The 21,201-nt window shown below is 43.2% G+C and carries 17 protein-coding genes and 4 pseudogenes; 4 read left to right on the top strand and 17 right to left on the bottom strand.

All coding sequences use genetic code 11. The features are described from left to right. Positions 1-56 precede the first annotated feature (56 nt). Both RCO25_RS15995 and RCO25_RS15990 read right to left on the bottom strand, forming a co-directional pair. Complete coding sequence (locus RCO25_RS15995) at positions 57-749, bottom strand: response regulator transcription factor (RefSeq protein WP_308997142.1); 693 nt, start codon at positions 747-749, stop codon at positions 57-59. Next, positions 742-2,220, bottom strand: coding sequence for a sensor histidine kinase (locus tag RCO25_RS15990; RefSeq protein WP_308997141.1), 1,479 nt, complete (start codon positions 2,218-2,220; stop codon positions 742-744). Before RCO25_RS15990 ends, RCO25_RS15995 begins: the two co-directional genes overlap by 8 nt. Positions 2,221-2,360: 140 nt before the next feature. Here RCO25_RS15990 and RCO25_RS15985 point away from each other — a divergent pair, with 140 nt between their 5' ends. The 3 genes and pseudogenes from RCO25_RS15985 to RCO25_RS15975 all read left to right on the top strand — a co-directional run bounded on the left by RCO25_RS15985 (position 2,361) and on the right by RCO25_RS15975 (position 3,244). After that, positions 2,361-2,576, top strand: a complete 216-nt coding sequence (locus tag RCO25_RS15985) for a hypothetical protein (protein WP_308997140.1) — start codon at positions 2,361-2,363, stop codon at positions 2,574-2,576. Between the two features lie 185 nt (positions 2,577-2,761). Beyond that, positions 2,762-2,983 (top strand): annotated as a pseudogene (locus RCO25_RS15980) (YiaA/YiaB family inner membrane protein); the annotation flags it as partial. A 60-nt stretch (positions 2,984-3,043) separates the two neighbouring features. Beyond that, a complete protein-coding gene (locus RCO25_RS15975; RefSeq protein WP_308997254.1) occupies positions 3,044-3,244 on the top strand; it encodes a YiaA/YiaB family inner membrane protein in 201 nt (66 codons plus the stop codon). 170 nt (positions 3,245-3,414) lie between these two features. Here RCO25_RS15975 and RCO25_RS15970 read toward each other — a convergent pair whose 3' ends face one another. Further along, positions 3,415-4,431, bottom strand: coding sequence for an HD-GYP domain-containing protein (locus tag RCO25_RS15970; protein WP_308997139.1), 1,017 nt, complete (start codon positions 4,429-4,431; stop codon positions 3,415-3,417). A gap of 275 nt (positions 4,432-4,706) precedes the next feature. Here RCO25_RS15970 and RCO25_RS15965 point away from each other — a divergent pair, with 275 nt between their 5' ends. Beyond that, positions 4,707-5,237, top strand: a complete 531-nt coding sequence (locus tag RCO25_RS15965) for a superoxide dismutase family protein (protein ID WP_308997138.1) — start codon at positions 4,707-4,709, stop codon at positions 5,235-5,237. Positions 5,238-5,488: 251 nt separating this feature from the next. Here the strand turns inward: RCO25_RS15965 and RCO25_RS15960 are convergent. The 14 genes and pseudogenes from RCO25_RS15960 to RCO25_RS15895 form a co-directional block, all read right to left on the bottom strand. After that, positions 5,489-6,001: pseudogene (locus RCO25_RS15960) on the bottom strand (carbohydrate-binding family 9-like protein); the annotation flags it as partial. A 123-nt stretch (positions 6,002-6,124) separates the two neighbouring features. Next, positions 6,125-7,870 (bottom strand): annotated as a pseudogene (locus tag RCO25_RS15955) (glycoside hydrolase family 35 protein); the annotation flags it as partial. A 31-nt stretch (positions 7,871-7,901) separates the two neighbouring features. Then, positions 7,902-9,563 (bottom strand): DUF4091 domain-containing protein, encoded by a 1,662-nt coding sequence (locus tag RCO25_RS15950; RefSeq protein ID WP_308997137.1) that lies wholly within the window; start codon positions 9,561-9,563, stop codon positions 7,902-7,904. Between the two features lie 15 nt (positions 9,564-9,578). Further along, entirely contained in the window at positions 9,579-10,841 is a 1,263-nt protein-coding gene (locus tag RCO25_RS15945) for a Gfo/Idh/MocA family protein (protein ID WP_308997136.1), read from the bottom strand. A 31-nt stretch (positions 10,842-10,872) separates the two neighbouring features. Continuing rightward, positions 10,873-11,760, bottom strand: a complete 888-nt coding sequence (locus RCO25_RS15940; protein ID WP_308997252.1) for a carbohydrate ABC transporter permease — start codon at positions 11,758-11,760, stop codon at positions 10,873-10,875. Positions 11,761-11,778: 18 nt separating this feature from the next. Further along, on the bottom strand, positions 11,779-12,669 hold the full coding sequence (locus RCO25_RS15935; RefSeq protein ID WP_308997135.1) for an ABC transporter permease: 891 nt from the start codon (positions 12,667-12,669) through the stop codon (positions 11,779-11,781). 186 nt (positions 12,670-12,855) lie between these two features. Then, on the bottom strand, positions 12,856-14,583 hold the full coding sequence (locus RCO25_RS15930; RefSeq protein ID WP_308997134.1) for an extracellular solute-binding protein: 1,728 nt from the start codon (positions 14,581-14,583) through the stop codon (positions 12,856-12,858). A 117-nt stretch (positions 14,584-14,700) separates the two neighbouring features. Continuing rightward, positions 14,701-16,035, bottom strand: coding sequence for a response regulator transcription factor (locus RCO25_RS15925; protein ID WP_308997133.1), 1,335 nt, complete (start codon positions 16,033-16,035; stop codon positions 14,701-14,703). Positions 16,036-16,037: 2 nt separating this feature from the next. Continuing rightward, positions 16,038-17,777, bottom strand: a complete 1,740-nt coding sequence (locus tag RCO25_RS15920; protein WP_308997132.1) for a sensor histidine kinase — start codon at positions 17,775-17,777, stop codon at positions 16,038-16,040. A gap of 644 nt (positions 17,778-18,421) precedes the next feature. Next, the gene (locus RCO25_RS15915; protein WP_308997131.1) at positions 18,422-19,015 is read right to left on the bottom strand and encodes a DUF4304 domain-containing protein; all 594 of its coding nucleotides are present in this window, start codon (positions 19,013-19,015) and stop codon (positions 18,422-18,424) included. Positions 19,016-19,375: 360 nt separating this feature from the next. Then, positions 19,376-19,860, bottom strand: a pseudogene (locus tag RCO25_RS15910) (aldo/keto reductase). A 3-nt stretch (positions 19,861-19,863) separates the two neighbouring features. Beyond that, a complete protein-coding gene (locus tag RCO25_RS15905; protein WP_308997130.1) occupies positions 19,864-20,298 on the bottom strand; it encodes a MerR family transcriptional regulator in 435 nt (144 codons plus the stop codon). A 163-nt stretch (positions 20,299-20,461) separates the two neighbouring features. Next, a complete protein-coding gene (locus RCO25_RS15900) occupies positions 20,462-20,719 on the bottom strand; it encodes a hypothetical protein (protein ID WP_308997129.1) in 258 nt (85 codons plus the stop codon). Continuing rightward, entirely contained in the window at positions 20,709-20,867 is a 159-nt protein-coding gene (locus tag RCO25_RS15895; protein WP_308997128.1) for a hypothetical protein, read from the bottom strand. The genes RCO25_RS15900 and RCO25_RS15895 overlap by 11 nt, the downstream gene beginning before the upstream one ends. Between the last annotated feature and the right edge of the window lie 334 nt (positions 20,868-21,201).

The following is a 21,201-nucleotide window of genomic DNA, read 5'->3' as shown; positions in this document are numbered from 1 at the left end:
GATTAACAAAAGATAAACAGCTTCGAAACTTTTCCGAAACGATCGCTTGACTCGCTTTAGACGGTCAGACGGTAGCCTGCTCCCCAGATGGTTTCGATGTATTGGGGGTTCGATGGATCCGCTTCGATTTTCTCCCTTAATCTTCGGATATGCACCGTTACAGTAGCAATTTCGCCTAGAGAGTCCATCCCCCAAAGCTGCTCGAAAAGCTCCTGCTTACTGAATACGTGATTCGGGTTTAGCGCCAAAAACGAGAGCAGATCAAATTCCTTCGTCGTAAACTGCACCTCTTGATCATTAACATACACACGCCTGGAGGAGGCATCAATCTGCAGGCCGCGGATTCGAATTTTCTCGGACGCCTTGGTCTCCCGTTTGCCGATCAAGCGCTGATAGCGCTGCAGATGCGCCTTCGCGCGGGCCACAAGCTCGCTTGGGCTGAACGGCTTGGTGATATAATCATCGGCTCCGAGGCTTAACCCGCGTATTTTATCTATTTCTTCTTTTTTGGCAGAAACAATAAGGATCGGCACTTCCTTCTCCGCCCTGATCTGACGGCATAGCTCGTATCCATCCATCCCCGGCAGCTGCAAATCAAGGACGATTAAATCATAATGGCCGCCCATTGCGGCCCGAAGGCCATCGGTGCCCGTCAAGCAAATATCCGCCGAGAAACCGTGCAGCTCAAAATAATCCTTCTCCACCTCGGCGATTGTCACTTCATCTTCAATGATGAGAATTTTAGTCATCGGTATCCTCCTGTTGCTTGGAGCGTGGCAGTTGAATGATAATCGAGGTTCCTGCCCCAAGCATGCTTTGGGCATGAATCGTCCCGTTATGTCCCTCAATAATTTGCTTCGTGATCGCGAGTCCGAGGCCGCTTCCGCCCGTTTGCCTGCTGCGCGACAAATCCTCGCGGAAAAACCGTTCAAAGATAAACGGGACGGCCTCTTCTGAAATGCCTGGACCGTTGTCGCGAATTGCTAAGCTAATGAAATCTGTCTCCGGTTTGAGCGTAATCTCTATCCGCTTCGGTTCGGACGTCATGTATTTCACGCAATTATCCATAATGTTAACTAAAACCCGTTTCAGCTTATCCCGATCGGCAAGCACGCGCGAGGCTGATGAGGTATCGATGCTCCATTCCAGCTCGATACCTAGATCCTGCAAATCAAATTGCAAGTCCTCTGCATAATCCTGTATGAAATGGCCGAGGTTGATCGTTTCGAACGTAAACGGAAGCTGCTTCAAATCCAGTTTGGAGTACAGAAACAGCTCGTCGATCAGCTGATCCATATCATCGGCCTTCGTCAAAATCGTATTCACATACCGATCCATCTTTTGCTTCGTATCCGGAACGCCGTCCCGGATGCCTTCAATACTCGCTTTAATCGAAGTAATCGGCGTTTTCAGATCATGCGTAATATTGGCGATCAGCTCCTTGCGGTTTTGCTCGTATTGAAGCTGCTTCTCGACGGACAGCTTCAGCTTCCCGCGCATATCCTCAAAGGCCTCGCTCAAACGGGAAATCTCGTCATTGCCATCCGCATGCAGCTCAAATTCCAAATTGCCTTCCTTTATCCGCTCCGTCGATTTCCGGAGCAATTCAAGCGGCCTCACTATGCTCCGGGTCAAAAAGTAGTAAAGGAGCATGTTCATAAGCAGCAGCACAATGAACAGCACACCGAGAAAAATCGGCAGCAGCGTCCGTACGACCTCTGCAAACGGACTTCGCTCCCGGATAACGAGCACGCTTCCTTTTGCTTTATCGGGAAAATAAAAATCAAATTTGGCATACGCGTAAAAATGATCACCGATTTGCAGCGTATCGCGAATCGCATTGTTTTCCATTTCGTAATCAGGGAGATATTTTATTAATTCAGGCTGCTTAACTGATAACGAGGAATACAGCTGTTCATCCTCTTTGCGTATGAACAGTTCCGCCTGTTCCGCGCGAAGCTTATAATTATATTGATCCAGAAGCGTCTTATCGAGCAGCGAGTCGGGTTCATTTTTGGCTAGGTACTTAAGATCAAGAAAAATCGTCTCTTCTTGCTTAGACAGCGGGTTCACGGAATAATGAATCTTATAAAAGTCCTTCACGCTTCGCACATCGCCTGTGACCGCAACCACAAACAGCAGTGCGGCAGCGAGAAACAATACGATCGTGACAATAAGAATGCAGGTATAGGATAGCAGCAGCCGGACGCGTATAGACATGCTTGTAGCTCCTTCTCGATGTTCTTCTTTCGTGACTACAATGTAACATAGGATTGGCCGAGGCGACAAAGAGGACTTTGCAACGCCTGCTTGCATGCGATAGACTAGAAGAAATGATTTCCTGTTGAAGGAGCTTACCTATGGCCATAAATCGAAGGCTTAGCAGCGACCTTGATTTTGAAGAGGTCCTCGAGCAGCAGCAGCGCATTCGGGTATTTCAAGACAATCAGCTCATCGATTCAAGCTCGCTGGTCATACGGTTTGACGATAGCGTAGTCGTAACCCAATCGGGGGTAAGCGATATTGCCTACCACAACCGAAAGGAATGCGAGTTTTTCGAGCTGAGGAAGCGCTAATAGAAACACAGTATAAACGGTGTCATCCTGATCGCTAACGCGTGACAGTCTGGCACCGTTTTTCTAATGCTAGCGCCTGGTACCATAATAAGTTGGTACTTTTGAGAATAGGAATATGCTGTAAACTAAAGACATCAACAACAACTCGATTCGGGAGGATTTCACAAATGGAAAAAATGGAAACGATGCATGTACGCAAACCGGCTAACTTTTATCGCCGACGCAACACCCCTACTTATACTTTCATGGCTTGGGCAGCCTTTCTTATCGCCTGCGGATTTGAATTTATTGGCATCTATACGCTGAAGCAGCCGATGTCCGTGCAAGGCTATTACGCCGTAACCGGCGTGCTCTTAATCATTACTTCCTTCCTGCTGCAAAAGGTAGCACGCGACAACGATGAAGACAAATTTTTGAAAGACTACAATCCCGGGTACAGAAGACGCAACACCTCCGCCTTCACGTTTATGGCTTGGGCAGGCTTTATCCTTGCTGTTCTCGCTCAATATATCGGGATTTATGTACTTGAAGAGCCGCTGTACGTAAAAGGCTACTACGCCATCGCCGGCGCCTTTCTTATCGTTGCTTGCCTAGTCCTTCAGAAAACAATCAGGGACAACGAGGAAGACAGCCTGCATGCGAATGCAGCCGAGGATTTCGAAAGCTAAACCAAGCGTAAACGGCTGACGCTGTCCTTGGTTGCAAGCTCGTTTGGGGTGAAATATTAGCATCGTATGTGGTTAAACATTCTTATATTTGGACAAAAAAAGCCTCTCTTTTCGTTCGAAAAGAGAGGCTTTTCTGTGTGTTATTCTACTTTAAACTGCGCTCGTTTATTTTATGCAATAATAGATTGAATATGAACATCGCGCTCTTGGCTAAGATCCAAGAAGTAATCTGCCAGTTTAATTAACGGCGTCTCGATATTATGCGGGTTGATATAAACAACCTCACCGGCTCGTCCATCTGTAAGCAGCACTTGCCTCCCTACCAATCGTTTCATCATGTTTTCAATAAACACCGAAATGATTTGCGGGTTAAGCGCGCCAAACTTCCCTTCGCTCATTTGCTCAACAATCTCATGGAAGGACAAAGGCTCATGGTAAGGGCGTTTCGAGGACATCGCATGAAAAATATCCGCAACCGATACGATGGAGCTGAACAAATCTATGTTTTCTTTCTTAAGTCCCAGCGGATAACCATTGCCATCCTCGCGCTCATGGTGCTGCAGCGCAACCCTGGCAATTCGCAAGCTCAAGCCCGTCGTTCCCTTGAGCATTTCATATCCAAATATTGTATGCTTCTTCACAAGCTGGAACTCTGCTTCGTTCAGCTTGCCTGGTTTATTTAATACCTCGAGCGGAAGCTTCACTTTTCCCACATCATGCAAAGTCGCAGCCAATGACAGGATCGACAGCTCCGAATCGTCTAGATTCAGCCATCTGCCAATGAGCGTCGAGATGACGCCAACACCAATATTATGCTGGTAAACATAGTCATCCTTCGCTTTTACCGCTTCGAACAATTCGAAAATATCCGGATTTTTGGAAAGCTGCAAAATAGCGGGCAGTACCTCGTTTCGGATTTCCATTAAAGGTACTTTGCGGGACACTAAGATCGATTCAAAAAGTTCCTTCGAGACGGTAACCGTTTGCTGAACCAGTTCACCGATTTGAATACTATTTTCTTGGACGGGCTTCTTATCCGAGGCGAACACAAGAGAGTTCATATCTATCCGATGGTTTATGATGATTTGTAAGGATTCCGGTGTTAGGACAGAGTCGGCTGGTACTATCGTAACGCCATACGCATTCAAAATATCATGCTTAATCTTTTTCCCGATTAGCTGCTCCATTGTTACACTCCCTCGGACTTGGCGCTTCCAATATTTAGTTTACCATATCTTTATCAGGAAGTGACCGATTATATAAGAAATTGATATAAACTCTAGCGCTGCATCCAGTCCCTTTCATCTGGTCGAACTGCGAATAAGACCCGGTCAATGTTCGATTCAAAACTATGTTTCATCGTAATTTCCTTTTTATGCATAAAAGTAACTGGAATGTGCATCCTATTTCCATTGCCGTTTTTTAAACGGTCAACCTAGACAGTGTAAACTTGGAGGGCTATATGAAGAAAATCGTTACTTTGATTGGTTTGTTATTTCTGACGCAATCGCTTGGAGCCGCAATGGCGATGGCAAGCTCCGAGCCCTCGGCCCTGTTAATCCCCATCAATAACGGTGAGGGCAAGCAAATCGGTTCCGCCCAGCTTGTGCAAAAAGCAGACAAAGTGTTTATTCACATTGAAGCGGAGCAGCTAGCGCCAGGCACGCATGGCGTCCACTTCCACAATATCGGCAAATGCGAGGCGCCTGACTTTAAATCGGCTGGCGACCATTTTAATCCTATGAGCAAGCAGCATGGCTTTAACAATCCGAAAGGTTATCACAGCGGCGATCTGCCTAATATTGAAGTCAGAGCTGACAGAAAAGTGAGCGCGGATATCGCTAGCGCTGACGTAACTCTCCAACAAGGCAAAGCGAATTCCTTATTGAAGGAGGGCGGCACGGCGCTAGTCATTCACGAGAAAGCTGACGACTACGTAACCGATCCCTCCGGAAACTCCGGTAATCGCATCGCTTGCGGAGTTATCAATTAACTTGGATAAAAGCTATAACAAATTCCAAGCGTAAACGGCTGTCGCCGTCCTCTGTGGCAAAAGCTGACGTTTCGCGGTGATATATAAGCACATTTATAAGTGAAAACTTATAAATTCTTATATATGAACAAAAAAGTGGTTGAACAGATATATTTTCTGTTCAACCACTTTTTTACTAATTGTGAGGTATACTTCATTTTGGTACTGCCGACCAGATGTTAATTCCCTTTTTCATAGCGCTATATGCCTGCTTATATGAACTTTATTGTTCCGAATTCGTCGGACACATGAAAATTAACGGCACCCGTCGGCTGCCATGCTTGATATTCGCGCAATCCTTCCGGATTCTCGTCAATCCGGTAAAAGTTCGCCCTCCACTGCATCCCTGCACGAAACGGACGGTCAAAATTATAAGCAGGAATTTGAATTTCGTAGACTAGTCTGTCCGCAGCATCCAAATAGACATTCGTCTGTAAGCCGGCAAAATCCCACTCTTTATCGATCCGTACCGTATTGCCGAAGCCGTCATTCTCAATGCGGGCGTCGAACACGACGTTGTGAGGACTGACCTCTAGCTCTAAATAATGAGTGCCATTACCATGCTCATCAAAAAACAGCTCGACAACATCCTGTTCGTATAAGGGATCATCCCGGTTCAAAAAATCCGAGGCAATATGCCGATCCTCGCAAATAAATTGGATGAACAAACAATTCGGACTCCAGCAGGCACGGACGACCGTTTGCTCCAAGGCCTGCATACCAGTTACCGTATCAACTAGCTCGAATGGCTCAAAAAGATGCCATGGCACAGCGTCTTGTACTCCAGTGTGCCATTCCTTCGGAATCTCTTGACAGAGGTAGGTCATCTTCCCCGGAGAAGATTCTTCACCTAAATCAGGTTGATCCAAAAAGGTCACAGTTCTGTCAGAGGTTCCATGCAATTCAAAAATGACAATTTCATTATTGCCTTGCTGCAATAAAGGTCCCGGCACATACAAGCTTTTTTGCGGCCCTGTATTCCAATAACGTCCCAAATTAAAGCCATTAATAAACACGACCCCTTTGGTCCATCCTTCCAAGCTGATGAATGTATCACATGGCTCATCCACAACTAACGTTCCTCGGAAGAAGCTTGGTTCCATTTGTTCCGAGATGACCCCAAATTGCAGACCAGATAAGTCAGTCAGCGGTAACGTATACGTCTTCCAATCCGACAAGAACTGTCGTCCATAACGTGCGCCTTCCGTAATTCCTTTACGATCCTTCATATAAGGTCCATAGTTGACACGGCCCAAGTTCTCGACAAGCACAGTCACTTGCAAACCTTCAGCGGGTACATCAAACTCAAGTTTAGCATTCGCATCCGTACGACCCAGAATGCCAGCCAGTTTGCCATTAAGAAACACTTGAGCACGGTCATGCAGGTCCTGTATGAAGAACTCTTCCTTCGGTCGGGGTCCACTAATGAATGTCTCATAATGAATAAAGCCGTAATCCTGCCCCAATTTTTCCATCGTCTCAGGATATGCCGTGTATACAGGTGTAGAGATATTGTCTAGGTTAGCCGATAATGAAGCCTGCTCGGTCATTTCCATCCGTCCATACGCTTTCTTCGCGATCGGAGCTGGCAATTCACATTCACCTAGATCCACATATTTAGAGATGACCTCTCGCACAGCATAATATTTAGCTGTCGGATCACCCGATTCATTCAGTAGAGCGTCATAATCATAGCTTGTAACCGTCGGCTCATAGCTATCCGCTGTATGACCGTTCGCTCCGTTAAAAAAGCCAAAGTTCGTTCCGCCATGGAACATGTAGAAATTAACGGATGCGTTTAGACTAAGCATTTCATCCAACACACTTGCGACATCCTCAGCGGGACGGGTATGATGCTCCTCATGCCAATGATCAAACCAACCGTTCCAATATTCCATACACATAAACGGCGCATCCGGTTGATATTCTTTAAGCTTCTCGAAAGCTTCTGCTGCACGGGATCCAAAATTCACCGTTGCCAGAACACCATCAATCATACCGCCTTGCAGCATCGCATCTTCAGGTCCGTCAGAAGTGAATAACAGCACGTCCATTCCACGAGCAATCATGCTTTCTTTTTGATGAATCAAATACCGTTTGTCATTGCTGTAGCTTCCATATTCATTCTCGACCTGCATCGCGATTATCGGTCCGCCATTGGTGCATAGGAGTGGTTTTAATTTCGGAAGCAGCACATCATAGTAAGCATCCACATGATCTAGAAACGGCTGATGGTAGCAACGGAGACGCATATCCGAGTCTGCCAGCAACCAAGAAGGCAGTCCGCCAAATTCCCATTCTGCACAAATATAGGGCGCAGGCCGAACAATGACATGCAGCCCGATCTCTCCAGCCAGCTCAATAAAACGAACGATATCTGCCATGCCTTCAAAATAAAATTGGCCCTTCTTCGGCTCGTGAAGATTCCATGGGACATACGTTTCAACGGTATTGAGCCCGCAAGCTTTTAATTTTGCAAGTCGATCTTGCCAATGCTCGGGTACGGTTCGAAAATAATGAATGGCTCCTGAAAGGAGGCGTATGGGCTGATCATCAAAATAAAATGAAGATCCTGAATATTTAAATATCGTCATCTATTCTCCACCTCATTAAATAGTTAAAATATTAAGCATAATGACTGGCTAACGCCTGATTGATTCTCTCTCTTGCAGCTAGCAACCATTCTCCACCGCCTTTTGGATAGACGGAGAATGTCAATGGCGCTGTTAGACCTTCTTCCATTAGCTTTATCGTCTGTTCTTTGCCTATCTTCTGCTCAAGCAGCTCTAATGCGCGTAAGTCTTGCAAGGCCTCATAAAGAACTTCCAAGCGGATCGATTCGATTGGGCCCTCTTTGCCCGGATAAACCAAGTAGGAATCTCCCGAAGGAAATCCAAGCTTTGCATCCGTTGACCGAAAAGGATCGAGCTTCTGATCAATGGAATACTGCGAATACCAGAAATTAAAGCCCCAGTGCAGAAAACCCTGCAATCCAAACTTATACAACTGGAATCCAATAATCCGGTTTCTAGAAGAAGGCATGTTAAAAAAGCGATTGGATACTTCTTGATGCTGCGCACAGCAATAATAGGTCCATAAATCTGGAACGCCATGCTCTAGGAACGGTTCGATGTGATTGTTCCCCGGAATCGGTCTCTGCACCAGACCCCGCTCGTACATATCCAAATCGGATAGCGCATCCATAATAGGGTAATCAGAAAGATGCCGGCGCACGATCTCGCTTGCAGCTTGATAAGATTCCAAATGACTGAGTTCCGGTTCATCCGAAACATGGAACCAGCTTTGCTTATCCAGTCCATTCTCTTTCAAGTATTGATCAAGACTAGGCAGGAATTGATCCAAGAAGTTATGATAAGCTTCTGAGGATGCATCCGTCTCCCAGCCAAATAGCTTTTTCTCTTCTCCATGTACCGTTCCTATAATCTTTGGAGCGCACTTTGCTCCCCATTGCGTAAATAAGTGTGAAAACTCAAAGTACTTCACGTCCAGCTTCTTGCACATGGTTACCCACCGCGTAAGCTGATCAAAACCGAAATGATAAGTATCTCCCTGGGCATCAACTTGCACCAGTTGAACAGTTGGACGTTCTCCTCCAATGAGTGTATCGAGCGGCGGCGTAAATAGTGGTGTCAATATCATGTTCATGCCATGCTTGACCATCGAGTCCACATAACGTTCAAGAAGTGTCCAATGCGCTTCACTAAAGACTTCGACACCGTACTGCGTCGCAATACAATCGACATGAAACCATTCTGTGTGAATCAATTTTTGCGGAGGTAATGCAGCAGGGATGACAGTCAACTGAAATACATCGGATACCGCTAAGATCTCTCCTTCATCAGATAGGAAAGAGAGTTGAATGGAATGAAGACCCGGAGAGACAGATTGGTCAAGCTCAACGCTCACCCAAATGGAACGCCATTGCTGGGGAACCGCACTAATGGATTGCTGATTCAGCTCATATAACGGATCTGGATATAGTCCCGGTGCCGTGCGCAGGACGTTATCATCAGGGTTTTTGAAACAAGGCATCTCCGAAGGAACCAGTCCGACAGTTCTAATCAAAATACGGTCTGCAAGGGATGAGTCAAGGTTTACACTTATATTTTTCAAGAGAGTATCTGAAGTGTATGCGACCTGAAATGAATAGGTCTCGCCGAAAAGCGCAGATGCGCTGTTAAAGGCTTGTTCGGTTGGCGTCTCATCTGCGAATACTTTTGTCAAAGAGCTTAGTAACTTCGTCTCAAATTGGATTGGATGATTCATTACTCTTTCACCTCATTATATTAGGATACTTTTTGCAAAATCTTTGATATTGACACTGTTTCCATCCATTCTTGATTGCTCCGCCGCGAAAGCCATTAAATGACTTTGAATCGATTGACTTGCCGAGGTTAGCCCTTGACTCTTGCCGTCTTCTCTTACCAGCTTTAAGAAATCCTTGAGTAAACCCATATCGCCACCGCCGTGACCAACGTGACCTCCCATATTTTCAAAAGAGATTCGCTCAACCTTGCCGCTGCCAAAATGAATCACTTCAATTTCATTCTTCTCCATGGCACCGCGGATTTCCCCCTTGGTTCCCATAAGCTTGATTGTACGGCTGACATCTTTAGTAAATGCGCTCATCGTAAATGCTGCCGTGACAGAATTAGCAAACTCCATATTCACAACCTGATGGTCAACGACATCATTGTCACAATGATAGACGCATCTGCCGTATGGGCCTTCCTCTAGCGCCTTATAACGCGCACTATAGCTCAAATCATTACTAATTGCCGCTGTAGGCCAATTTGTATCCTCTGTTAAATAGTGCTTAGGCGCATAGTAGAGACAATCATCTGCCACAGGACAACCGTCCAAGCAGCGTAACGGCGCCCCAGCCGGCGCTTGATCGGATGTAAAATGAGAGAGTGATCCAAAGGAGGATACACGAACACATTCCGAACCTGCTAACCAGAGTAAAATGTCCAGATCATGACAGGACTTCGCTAGAATCATTGGACTGGAGTCTTCTTTCCGGCTCCAATTCCCTCTCACGAAGCTATGTGCTTGATGCCAAAATCCTACATTTTCATTATGCGTGATTGACATCAAATTTCCAATTGTTTCATTATCTAGTAGTCCCTTAATGGTAGAAAAGAAATTAGTATACCGAAGCACGTGACAAATCGAAAACACACGGTTTAACTGAGACGCCTTTTCACCCATAAGCAAACATTCTTTGGCATCCGGAGACATCGGCTTCTCAAGCAGCACATGATAGCCAGCCTCAAGTGCTTTCATTGTCGGATCAAAATGCTGTTTATCTTGGGTGCAGATGAGTACAGCATCCGCGAGCTTCGGCATAGCGAAAAAATCATCCCAGTTCTCAAAACACATATGAGCCGGAATACTATGCCTAGCTTGGAAGCTCTCCCTACGTTCAACAACCGGTTCAGCAACAGCTACAACTTGCAGCTCATTAGGATGCTGAAGTGCATACTCCAAATAGTTGACTCCCCGTAATCCCGCTCCAATGATTGCAACAGTAACTTTTTTCATGAATGATCTCTCCTCGTTGTTTTAAGTCTATCTATTCTTTGACACTTCCTACTGTCATGCCTTTAACAAAATACTTTTGCAAGAACGGATACACGAGCATAATGGGCAAAGCACCCATAAAAATTTGCGCATTTCGAAGCGTCTTCTCACTTAAGTTATCCATCACTTTAAGCTGCTCGATAGACATGGAAGACATTTGGGCATTGATCGACATGATTAATGTAGAAAGATAGGTTTGCAGTGGATACTTTTCCGGTGAATTCAAATAAAGAATACCGTCAAACCAAGAGTTCCAATGCCCGACAATCGTGAACAATCCAATGGTTGCGATCGAAGGAAGCGATACAGGCAAATAAATTTGCCAAAGCACTCGCCAGTGTCCCGCACCGTCAATTGTAGCTGCCTCATCCAGTTCTCTCGGAATGGATCTGAAGAAATTCAGCATGAGCACCATATTCCATACATTCAAAGCACCTGGCAAAACGAGTGCCCAAATCGAATCAATGATGCCTGTATTTTTTACAATGATATAAGTAGGAATTAATCCGCCGCCGAAAAACATCGTAACTGCAAAGAACCATACATAAGGGGTTCTAAATTTAAACTGATTATTCGTTTTCGCGAGTGGAAAAGCCGTAATAAATACAAGAAGCATATTGACAGCCGTCCCAAGCACGACCCGCTGAAAGGAAACCCATAAGGAACGGAAGAACTCTACCTTCTCTCCCAAGTATTGATAAGCATCCAAGGAGAAGCCGACAGGCCAAAGCTTTACTTCTCCTGCCATCGCTGCCGTATTCGAGCTAAGTGAAATAGAGAGTAAATGAATGAACGGGATAATACCGAGCAACGTGATTGAAGTTAACAACAACGTATTGAACACGACAAAAAGCTTCCTACTGATTGATTGTTTGTGTATCACCGTATTACCTCCGTCCTAGAATATTCTGTAATTGTTAAATTTGTAAGCCGCATAGTAGGTAATCGATACTAACCCTAATGATATGACCGATTTAAAGAGGCCGATTGCCGCTGCTGGTCCGAATTGTTGACTGAACATCCCTAGTCGATAAACGAATGTATCAATGATATCTGCACCTTCATAAACAGTCGGGTTATACATAATTAGAATTTGTTCGAAACCCGCATTGAGAATGCCGCCTAAGCTTAATACGCCAAGCAAAATAAGAATTGGGGCAATACCTGGAAGCGTAATGTGCATGACTTGCTTCCATTTCCCTGCTCCATCAACCTCTGCCGCTTCATAAAGCGTTGCATTGATGCCTACAATGGCTGCGAGCATAACAATCATATTGTAGCCCATGCCTTTCCAGACATCTGAGCCAATGACAATACCTCTGAACCAGTCATTGTCGAGCATAAACATAATAGGCTGAAATCCAATTTCGGTTAACAAGCCATTAATAGGTCCGCTCAACGAGAACAATTCAATCACGACGCCCCCAAGCACGGTCCATGACAGAAAGAACGGAAGGAAGATGGCAGACTGAATGAAGCCTGAAAACCATTTTCTTGTAACCTCATTAAGCAACAGCGCAAGAAGGAGTGGAACAAGCAGAAACAGGACCATTTTGTAGATCGCGATAATGATCGTATTCCATAGCACCTGATTGAAATCCGGTAAAGCAAATACATAACGGAAATTTTCAAGGCCAACGAATTCTGATTTGAAAAATCCGGATAATGGCTCAAACTGTTGAAAAGCCATGACTAGACCAGCCATAGGTCCGTATGCATAGATCAAAGTAGCGATAACACCAGGCAATAGCATCAAATGCAGCAAATATTCTTTTTTCAGTGTTCTCATAGATGACCCTCCTAACCGGCTGCTAATTTTAAAGCGGGAGGAGTTGTCGACTTCTCGACTCGTCTCTCCCGCTTTTTTAAAAATATAAGAAAGTATAAAATTCAACCTTATACGTTGCTTATATTTCACCGCGAAACGAGCTTTTGCCGCCAAGGACGGCGTCAGCCGTTTACGCTTGTTTAGAATTTAATTTTTGGCTTGCTCGCTATACCATGCATTGACTTCTTCTGTAATATCATCGCCGCCTAGCGACTTCCAGCTTGCAACGAACTTATCAAATTCATCAATCGAGGTGCCCATAATGATTTTGGTAAAGGATTCTTGCATAAGTTTATCAAGCTGGGCCCCCTTCTCTACTTGTGTTTTTGTAGGTAGGCCATAAAATTCATTGTTTACAAACGCTCCGCTTTCTTTAATCTTACGAGTCGTTCCCCAACCGCCATCTTTTGCTGCACGGCTATAATATTGACCCCAATTCACGCCTTTGGAAGCATCTTTTGTATTTCCTGCAAGGTAATCCGTACTTGCTTTGAAGACATCCGCTACATTCTTGAAATTCTCATCATCAAGCGTAATTTCAGTCTGTTTAGCGTCGAGTGCCTTGTTCACTTCTGTATAGATCGTTTCAATTTGAGCAGGGTTGTAGATACGTGGATTAAACCAGTTATATACATATCCATTCTCTGCTTTGTTTTTTTCTAAATATTGTTTGTTGCCCATTTCGATATAGAAATTGATCATTTTAATGGCTGCTTCTGGATTTTTCGATTTTTTGTTTACTGCGAAAACCTTACCAGCCCGAATTTTTGGAACAAGTGATTTTGCTGGACCGTCTAGCCCTGGAATTTGAACCGCAATCCACTCAGCCTTCGGATCATTGTCAATATTTAAATTAAGCGGCCAGTTCGGGTACCACCATTCTCCGTAAGAAATACCAACCTTGCCCGAAGTAATATCTTCTACTGCCTTGTTCTCATCCTTCAAAGCAAATTCTTTATCCAGAATGCCATTTTGGTACCAAGACTGCAGCTTACTAAGCGCCGTCTTCACCTCAGGTTGAATAAGACCCGGTATTAGTTTATCTTCACCATTTTTGAGCCAGGCTGTCTGAGCATCACCAATGGATGGGTAGGCACCGAATCCGTTAAATAATCCTCTTACATCAAATCCCCAGAAAAACAGCGTTTTCTGCAAAGAAATACCGTAAGTATCATTCTTGCTATTTTTATCCGGATCATTTTTCACAAATGCTTCTGCGACCTTTTCCAGCTCATCGATCGTTGTTGGTGCTTGTAAGTTCAAATTATTAAGCCAATCCTTCCGAATCCAAAGCAATTGAGTAGATAGGAATGGATCTTCAAAAGCTGGAATCGCCAGCTGTTTGCCGTCTGAGTTATAAGTCTTCATTGCAAAACCGCCATCAGATTCCATGTATTTCTTAAGTATTGGCGATGCGTATTGCTCATAAGCATCTGAAAGATCAGCGAGCATATCCTGCTTTTTCAGCTTCTCGAAATTTTTCGGGTCCAGCTCTAAAATATCAGGCAGGTCTCCTGATGCCATCGCGAGTGAAAACTTTTGTTCAAATTGGCTGGAAGGCACGGTCCATTTATATTTCACATCGATGTTCATCATCTCTTTGAGATCCTTGAAGTAAGCATTCTGATCGGGTGTAATCCCTTTTGGTGTTCTCGGATCTTCAGGCGGATTGAATCCAAGTACTTGTGTAACCGTAACCGTTTCAGGGTATTTACCGAATGGATCTGGCGGAGTGACTTCAGTCTGATTGTTCTCTGATGACGATTTAGAGGTTGGTGTATTTGCCTTGTTATCACCTTGAGTCGAGCATGCTGAAATGGTTGAAAGAGACAGCGATAACAATAAGAGCATTTTCATCATTCTATTATTTTTCATATGGAACACTTTCCCCCTTTTGATAATGTTAGTAGCTCTGATCCCTGTGCTTATTATATTTCGAGAGAGAAAGCGGTTTCAATTTCACTTTTTTTACATCGCTTTTGATTTTTTTACCTATTGTGAATTTCGATATTCTTGAGGTGAACGTCCTGTCATTTTTCTAAAAAAAGTCGTAAAGTACGAAGCCGAATCAAAACCCGCCTTACTTGCAATTTCATTTAATTTCAAGGATGTATTCATCATTAGATCAATGGCAACGGTCATTTTCGCGGATTGAATATACTCTAATAAATTATGTCCCGTGATCTGCTTGTAATAGCGGGACAAATAGGATGGATTAAAATGCACTTCATCTGCAATAGCCGTTAGGGACACATCATTGGACAGATTGTTATGAACATATTGATGAATTTGTTCAATTAGCAATTGTTTGAATTCTTCTTGCTTTATCTCTCCGCTCAAATCAGATTCACAACCGGTCGATTTTTCGTAATCAACAATAACCATTTTTTGGCCAAATGCTGCTCTTTTCTGAATCATTGCACAAACGGCTTCCACTTGGAGATGAAGCGTATCCCACTTTCCTAACAAATTCCCAGAAATGCCGAATGAAGCCGAAGCGGCGAGCACCTCAACACATTCATTCTGCACAAGCTCAAGAATGCCTTTCATATAGGATGCTATACCATGCTCATTCGCATCCGCATCTGGTTGAGTCCCTCTAAAGCGTCCCAATAATTCCTCATCCGCTTGAAGAAGCCACACAAGTGTGCTGCCATTGTAAACCGTTTTCTCAGCGACTATGGAAGCCGGCAGATGATTGTCAAAAATCCGTTGTACCGCTTCCAGCATCTTTAAATTATGAATATCCAGCCGATCCACTTGCCCTACAAGGAAGAAAGAGGGACGCTCAACAACAATGCCAAAGTCCACTTCTGCATAAATGGGTTGAGTCAATAGAGTAGGAAGCGGCTTTCCGCTCAGCATGGCTTCCATCAGTTCTTTTTTTAGATAAGGCTCCGCGATTTGAATATGTCTTTGCGCCTTTTCCTGCTGAAGCCTAAGACGCTTCTCTTCTTCCAATTTACCTATTACCTCTTTAACCGCTTGGAAAATCGGCTCAATTCCTTCTGTTTTCAAAATATAGTTCTCTACGTTTTTCTTTAACGCTTCGTACACATAATCAAATTCACTGTACCCTGTAAGAAAGATAACCCTGCATGAGGGCCAATAGTATACCATTTCATCCACTAATTGCAGACCATTCTTCTGAGGCATACGAATATCGCTGATCAAGATATCCAGTTTCGTTTTCTTTGCTATTTCAAGCGCTTCACCGGAGGAATATGCTTTGCATATATCCAGCTCAAAGTCTTTGTTTCCCTGAAAAAGCTGTACTAGGCCATTCACAATGACAGGCTCGTCATCTACAATTAACAATCGGTACATTATTAAACCCCCTTATTTTCAAGATGTATGATAAGCTCCACTTTCAAACCGCCGTATTGGCTTCGGGAGACGAATAAGCCGCTGCCCTCTCCATAAATTAATTTTAGCCGATTGCTCACGTTAATTAATCCCGTTTTCTCAACCTGCTTCGTTCTGACTGCAAGCTGCTCCTGCAATTGCTCTATTTTATCATCTGTTAATAAACCGCCATTGTCTTCAATGGTGATGCGTACTGTATCAGCCTGATAGCCAGCTCCAATATAGACAACTCCGTTCATCGTACCATCTTCAAAGGCATGATCAAATACGTTCTCGACGATCGGCTGAATGATGAGTCTTGGTACGTAAACGGTATGCAATTGATCCGAAATCTCGGTGTATTCATACGAAATTCGATTGGAAAAGCGAATGCATTGGATTTCGCAATAATCCAGCGCATGTTGAAACTCCTTGTTAAGAAGCACTTCATCAGCACCGCTTCTTGTGATGTATTGATAATAGCTTCCAAGTTTTTGGGAGAGTTCCGCGGCACTATCAGAATCCCCTACTTTGCACATCATATAAATATTAAAAAAGCTGTTGTATAAAAAATGGGGGTTGATTTGAGATTGCAGCTGCTTTAATTCCGAATGCTGCAGCGCTATTTTTTGTTCATAGTTTTCCTTTATGGAAACGTTCAATCGATGTGCCATACGATTAAAGCTTTGAAATAAATAATGAAATTCATCATTTGTCTTGGATTCGATGACTAAGTTCAGATTATCTGTTTCTATCATTCGAAATGCTTTGCCCAGATTGGACAATGGACGATGTATCATGACATTAACCGAGAACGAATATAGCAAAAGAATGATAATGGTAATGCTGAACAAGAGGTAATACAGCGTATAAAACTGGCTTAGTGATCTGGTGATTTCGTTCTGATTCACATACATAATTAATGACAAATTTAAAGAGCTGACAAAATTGTGTATAACAAAATAACGGATGCCGTTGACTTTCTCCATTTTAGACATATGGTCAGCTTGATCATTAGGATCTTTAACCAGTTGTTGCTGTACCGTAATGGCTTGATCCTGTTGCGTCGTGGAAAATACACTTCCCAAACTTTCACTCCCAAGCAATACCTCTGACTCCTGGTATAGGGTCCTAATTTGATGCAGCTCTTCGAGCAGCTTCACTTTGGAAAGTTCAATATACGACCATATGCCGTCATTATTCGCTGTCTCGATAAAGAATATCCGATCTTCAACTCTATAAAAGGAAGGCTTGATTGAATCTCCTAATAGTGTAGAAATGAGCTTATATTCATCGTTTGGCGTATTGGTAACACCGTTCGAAATAGAGATGGTTTTACCTATTGATGCAATATAAACCCCTGCATTAAGCACGTATTCGCTAGAATTCATGAGAAAGCTCAATCGATCTCTCACTTGATCAATCAGTTTAACCTCATCATATTTCCCGAGGCTTCCTCCCCTAAAGCTAAGCTTTTGTAAATCTTCACCGTTAATAAACCCCAATTGCTGACTGCGAATAAAATACATTTCTTTATCCAGTTGCTTCGCGTAAAAGGAAGCTCCCGCTTCGGCTGAATCCAGCATCGTATTTTTTGAAAAAGACATGCCCTTGTAATTGACCCAGATGTTCATCGAAATGAGAGGAACAAGAAACACGATAAATACGATAACAATTTTCTGATAAACGAACCATTTCGCTTTGCCGGCAGCCTGCAATTTCATAGGATATCCCCTTCTTCTTCATCTTGGTACACTTGTGTGAGGCATCACCTGTTGCATGTCGTTGTTCTTGGATGAAACTGATATTTTACCGACGTTCCTTCGCGAAGAAATACATCGTCTATTTTAAGCTTTTATTTCTATGTGTCTATTATTCAATCTAACATCACGATACTGATTAATATAATTAGCATAACAAAGACTTGGCTCAGAGTGTTCAACTTTCACCTGAGCAGACGTCATGTAGATTAAGCGCTTACACGAAAAACGGATACCACCTGCAATCTTAAAGCTCAGACTGCATCCTCCCCCTCTGGCCAGATCCTGTACATATCCCCAAAATAGCCATGTCCAGTGGATGTTCAATCATAAAGAAACCCTCCGGTCAACGATTTAAGTCCATCTTAACAGATGGCCTTTTGTCGTTATCATCCATGAGGGTATCATACCAAGGAGTCTTTTTATTTTTCAATCCTCATATTTCTTCATAATAGGAACGCTCCCCGTTATCTTAATAAAATAAGCAAGCCACCTTGCGCCTGCTCGTCCATTATTATTCAACGATCGTTCCCCGTTGGTTCTAGAAGGAACTAGGCAGTAACCTCCCGCAAGGAAGGAATAATCAACCAATATGGATGCAATATTATTTATTGTATATCCGACTTTTCATCAATAAATAGCCGTCCAAGCTCACTTAAAAAGTCATAGTACTGGTTAGCCTCAACAAATTTCACAACTTTAGCTTCTGTATCGGTAGACTCAAAAAATGGAATGATACACAGGTTAATGTCCTGATTTATTATATAAGCCAACTTATTCGGGTCTTTCCATATTCGGTCATATCTCGTAAATGGATCTTCCAGATCAAATGTATCTTCTGACAAGCCACCATAAGGTGCAAACCCAGGGATATCACCCATACGATACCAATTGAGGTAGGTTTTTTTCTGTAATGCTTTTTCAACAAGATTAGCCATTGGTATGCTAATCAATAAGGGATCGAATTTCAACATCGTTCCTTGTGATTTGGCAAAGTCGGGATGGTTGACACCAACTCCAATAGTGAACGATACAAACATGCTGCTGTTACTTCGGCTTTTTTGTATTTGGCACACCTGTCGGATACCGTTTACATTTCTAGAGAAGGTGTTTTTTGAACGCTTAAAGCCAAGTTCTAGGAATTTAGACTCGAATAAATTTGAAATCATCTCATTCAGTAGATCACTATAATTAATACTCATTTACATCCCCCTTTCACAAACAATTTATACGAAACAATGGTTGCTTTGTTCCGCTATCCTGCCCGTTAGCTTAACAAAGAAAGGGAGCAGCTGCCGCAGCAAACTACTCCATGTTTGTTCAACTCCCCGTTAGCGTAACAAGCCTCAATTATTATAGAGGTTTTCTTCGTGTCCATCTATTCGGGGCAAGGTCAAAGAGACCTGAGGCAGTGCATGCTTAATTCATTTCAAATCCTGCCCATAATGGGATTTTTTTTGTACAGGAGAAACCAATCTCTCATATTAGTTCAAAATGCAAATAGTGACTCCCCGAGGATGAGGGCCACTATTTACACTTTAATGTATTTGATCCACTAGATTCTACCCGTCAAGTAGCGTCATCTGTTCTTTCATATATCGGGTACCATGAACGACATGTTTAGGGCTAACTTCTTCAATACGAACCAAGTCCTCAGGAGTTAGTTCAACATCCACGGAGGCTGCATTTTCCTCTAAATATTTTATTCGTTTGGTTCCCGGAATCGGTAGTGCATGATTTGCTATGGTCCATGCTAGGGCCAATTGTGAAGGAGTACAATTCAATTAGGTGTGTAGGAAAACTTAGTCGCAATAATGGCCTGATCTCGGCGTCCTTTGAGTGCTTTTCCAAGAAACTCCTCGTTATGCCCATTTCCATAAACATCAGCGGTATCGATCAAAGTAACTCCCAATTCCAGAGCACGGTGTATGGTCTTAATGGACTGTTCATCATTTGTTTCTCCATACATTCCTGGAGACATTCCCATAATCCCCAGTCCAATCGAGGACACGACTAGATCACTGTTTCCTAATTTTCTTGCTTTCATATATTATCCCTCACTATCGCTTGTTGAGTGTTGCTGATTTTCGATTTGTTTTAACAGTTGACTTTCTGAACTGGCCCTTCCCATTTCTATATCTTCATATATGGACAGCTTGTTATTCACAGCATCAAGAGCTTCTGCAAGCTCACTTTGACGTCTAAATAAATCCTCTTTGTACTGATTAAGAATTGATTTTCTTTGAGGAATTGTGGAATCGCCATCTAATGCGAGATTGACCATTTGCTTAAGTAAAGACATCTTCATTCCAGTTGCTCGAAAACATGTCATCAGCCTGATCCAATCCAGGTGATCTTGTTCAAACAGACGATTCCCATGCTTATCTCTCTTGATGTAGGGAAGTAATCCCTCCTTCTCGTAATAACGAATGGTAGGTGCCGAACAACCTAATCGCTCTGAAGCTTCTTTTATAGTAAATGCCATGTTCTTGGATCCCTTCTTAAAGTTTGTTTTCAGATGCTTTCGTCAGGTTCTTCTACATCATAGTCCTTAAAGCGCGCTTTAAGGCAACCCTAAATTTTCGGATGTATTATTGCGGGTCTCAAATAGGAATGTTTCTCAAATAAGCGAATCATTTTATGTACTATTATTGGCTTTTGACAAGCACGCCCATATTCTCAAAGTGAATGGAACGGTCATTACTAAAGTAATACAACGTCAGTCCTATATTGGGATTGGTGAACGTAATGAGATTTAACTGGTACTTGATCTGATCCGTCAGATATCTGCGATCATATGGCTTTTCCGCTGTCAGGAACAGCTCCAACTGTTTTCCTATGTTTCCCTCGAAGGCAAGTTGTTGAGAAACGTGATTCAGGTTGCTTAAACTATTTTCAAACGACAACCTCACCTGCTTCAAGTTGCTTTGGATGCCGGATTGCAGTTTCGTGTTCAGGATCGAAGTAATGGTATTGTAAGAAAGAAAGCAGGAGAATCCGATTTTTCAAGGTCATTCGATCCATTTGGGACTTCCGTTCATTCTCCTTCATCATGTTCTCATCTCCATCTTGGAAAACTACCGAAAGATCCCTGGATTGCTCATCCAGGGACCCTTAGAATGTTTTTATTTTGAAACCGATCATTATAAACAGCTTTATAACGAAGTTGTTCTTTAAACAACCTCAGTAGCGTTGCATTAAACCTAACATAGGTTTCAAGTGATTTATTTTGTGCTAAATTGTGCTAAAAATGTAAATTTTACGGCGTCCATGGCAGAAAAAAATCTCCTAAAATTAGAGGTACAGGTAGTCCCTGTCCAAATCCCTAATTAGGAGATCACGCATGGACAAGGATACACTACTTTCGTCATTTGGTAAATGGGTTGCG

Origin of the sequence: Paenibacillus sp. LHD-38 (genome assembly GCF_031157315.1) — a bacterium.
Taxonomy (GTDB): domain Bacteria; phylum Bacillota; class Bacilli; order Paenibacillales; family Paenibacillaceae; genus Pristimantibacillus.
Note: the sequence above shows the minus strand (reverse complement) of the source record. Positions and strands in the feature narration are given on the sequence as shown.

Excerpts from the sequence above, each read along its gene's own strand:
- RCO25_RS15995 (WP_308997142.1), bottom strand. The coding sequence starts at position 749 with ATGACTAAAATTCTCATCATTGAAGATGAAGTGACAATCGCCGAGGTG.
- RCO25_RS15990 (WP_308997141.1), bottom strand. The coding sequence starts at position 2,220 with ATGTCTATACGCGTCCGGCTGCTGCTATCCTATACCTGCATTCTTATT.
- RCO25_RS15985 (WP_308997140.1), top strand. The coding sequence starts at position 2,361 with ATGGCCATAAATCGAAGGCTTAGCAGCGACCTTGATTTTGAAGAGGTC.
- RCO25_RS15975 (WP_308997254.1), top strand. The coding sequence starts at position 3,044 with ATGGCTTGGGCAGGCTTTATCCTTGCTGTTCTCGCTCAATATATCGGG.
- RCO25_RS15970 (WP_308997139.1), bottom strand. The coding sequence starts at position 4,431 with ATGGAGCAGCTAATCGGGAAAAAGATTAAGCATGATATTTTGAATGCG.
- RCO25_RS15965 (WP_308997138.1), top strand. The coding sequence starts at position 4,707 with ATGAAGAAAATCGTTACTTTGATTGGTTTGTTATTTCTGACGCAATCG.
- RCO25_RS15950 (WP_308997137.1), bottom strand. The coding sequence starts at position 9,563 with ATGAATCATCCAATCCAATTTGAGACGAAGTTACTAAGCTCTTTGACA.
- RCO25_RS15945 (WP_308997136.1), bottom strand. The coding sequence starts at position 10,841 with ATGAAAAAAGTTACTGTTGCAATCATTGGAGCGGGATTACGGGGAGTC.
- RCO25_RS15935 (WP_308997135.1), bottom strand. The coding sequence starts at position 12,669 with ATGAGAACACTGAAAAAAGAATATTTGCTGCATTTGATGCTATTGCCT.
- RCO25_RS15930 (WP_308997134.1), bottom strand. The coding sequence starts at position 14,583 with ATGAAAAATAATAGAATGATGAAAATGCTCTTATTGTTATCGCTGTCT.
- RCO25_RS15925 (WP_308997133.1), bottom strand. The coding sequence starts at position 16,035 with ATGTACCGATTGTTAATTGTAGATGACGAGCCTGTCATTGTGAATGGC.
- RCO25_RS15920 (WP_308997132.1), bottom strand. The coding sequence starts at position 17,777 with ATGAAATTGCAGGCTGCCGGCAAAGCGAAATGGTTCGTTTATCAGAAA.
- RCO25_RS15915 (WP_308997131.1), bottom strand. The coding sequence starts at position 19,015 with ATGAGTATTAATTATAGTGATCTACTGAATGAGATGATTTCAAATTTA.
- RCO25_RS15905 (WP_308997130.1), bottom strand. The coding sequence starts at position 20,298 with ATGGCATTTACTATAAAAGAAGCTTCAGAGCGATTAGGTTGTTCGGCA.
- RCO25_RS15895 (WP_308997128.1), bottom strand. The coding sequence starts at position 20,867 with ATGATGAAGGAGAATGAACGGAAGTCCCAAATGGATCGAATGACCTTG.